The organism is Clostridiales bacterium, from assembly GCA_017961515.1.
Classification (GTDB): Bacteria; Bacillota; Clostridia; order Acetivibrionales; family RGIG10202; genus RGIG10202.
The window spans coordinates 1-1699 of sequence record JAGCXC010000023.1; the positions used below are offsets into that span (position 1 = coordinate 1).

A 1699-nucleotide genomic window follows, 5' to 3' on the forward strand; every position below is an offset into this window, starting at 1 on the left:
GGTCGTATTATTCTAAGTGATATGTCCGTTGAAAGAGTAAGGTCAATACAATGCCCCATATTAAAATTAATTGGAACAGATGGACAACAATTAGTTGTTTCCAAAGGCCTCTGTTATGTTTGTTCTGCATTCCCAGATGGTCTCTTTTATCTTTTAGATGAAAGTAATCGAGTCAAAGTAGCAGAAGGGAATAGACTCTATTTGCTTTCGGGTAGACTCAAAATGTCAGAAGTTCCTTCTTGGTTGTTGTTCCTAGATGTTAATCAAGAAATTATGAACCATTAAAAGGAAAATAAAAAATTAAAGAATTTGAAGGTGGCGAAGAAATCGAATCATATAATGGGGAATGGGTGCCAAAAGAAAACCCGGGCTGGTGGGACAAATTCAAGTATAAAAATGATGATAAAGATAAAGATAAATAAATATGCCGTTATGAAAAAAAATACATATATATTTATTCTTTTGTTTATGATTATGAGTTGTGATCTAAAAAAGGACAAAGGTGTTCCAATGAATTATAGAGAAATACCTGATAGCGTATTAGAAAAATTAGTGATAGAAAAAGGCGACACATCTGCTTATTATGATTTGTTTGTTTCTTATTTAGACTATTCGCCTGAAAAGTTTTTGCCTTATGCTCTAATTATGGCAAATAAATATAATTACCCACAGGCATATTATGATGTCTATGACCGTCTTTGGTATTTATATGAAAATTCTGATTCGTTAGATGTTACCACGAAAAAAATTGCGTTAGAATATTTAGAAAAGGCTGCTCAAAAAGGACATACTCAAGCACGGCAAACATTAGAAGAATATCTTGAACACGAGAGTTCCGTTGCCACTAGATGATTTTGTCATGTATATATATGTATGAAACATATAATTATAACACGAAGATGAAAATGAAGAGAGTAAAACAAAAAATGAAGATTGACCATAAGATTTTGTTAATCTTATTGGTGATTTTATTTCCCCAGTTGTTGTTTCCCCAAAAACAAACTATTGGAGAATTATGGTCTGATAATTATAGATACAAGCGAAGTGTAGATAATATTCTTTTGGTTAGTGCTGATTCCATCGGGTTTTCTCATATTCCTAATGTTTTGAATGATTGTTACTATTCTAAATTTGATGGCGATATGGAACACTTGATAAAAGGCATAACCATTGAAAAGAGTTTGCGTTTGCCTTATTCGATGTATATATATACAAAAACTCCAAAATCAGGATATCTATATGTGAACAGTGTTGTCTCAAATAAATTAACCGAAATGGTTTCTGTGTGCGATAGTGTAAGATATTTTATTAATGGGACAGAAATCATGGATTGTAAAACTGCTCGTATTTTTTTGAAACTAAAAAAGAAAGATGTCAAAGAGATATCTGTAAATCTCCAAGATGGTATATGGCTGGTTGGTGTGTCTACAAAATAATATCATAGCAAAATCACATCAGACAATTCTAAATTTTGTTTGGTGATACTAATATAGTAATAATCAGCAGATTATCCAAACTTTAGCCTATTTTTCTTTACGGTGTATTATCGTTTTTTTATACTATATATTTACTTGCGAAACTTGAATAATATACAATATGGATAGAAAAAGACTATTTGAAATGTTCTTAGAAGAATGTAAGGATCATAATGAGTGGTGTGGACAAGGAAATCCTAATGCTCATATTATGATTATCGGTA

General features: G+C 31.1%; 3 protein-coding genes. All 3 read left to right on the forward strand.

Features of this window, described 5'->3' with window-relative positions; genetic code table 11:
* A partial coding sequence (locus J6Y29_01275; GenBank protein ID MBP5426523.1) for a hypothetical protein occupies positions 1 to 285 on the forward strand: 285 nt, incomplete at its 5' end.
* A gap of 30 nt (positions 286 to 315) precedes the next feature.
* A complete protein-coding gene (locus tag J6Y29_01280) occupies positions 316 to 852 on the forward strand; it encodes a hypothetical protein (GenBank protein MBP5426524.1) in 537 nt (178 codons plus the stop codon).
* 53 nt (positions 853 to 905) lie between these two features.
* A complete protein-coding gene (locus J6Y29_01285) occupies positions 906 to 1436 on the forward strand; it encodes a hypothetical protein (GenBank protein MBP5426525.1) in 531 nt (176 codons plus the stop codon).
* Positions 1437 to 1699 lie beyond the last annotated feature (263 nt).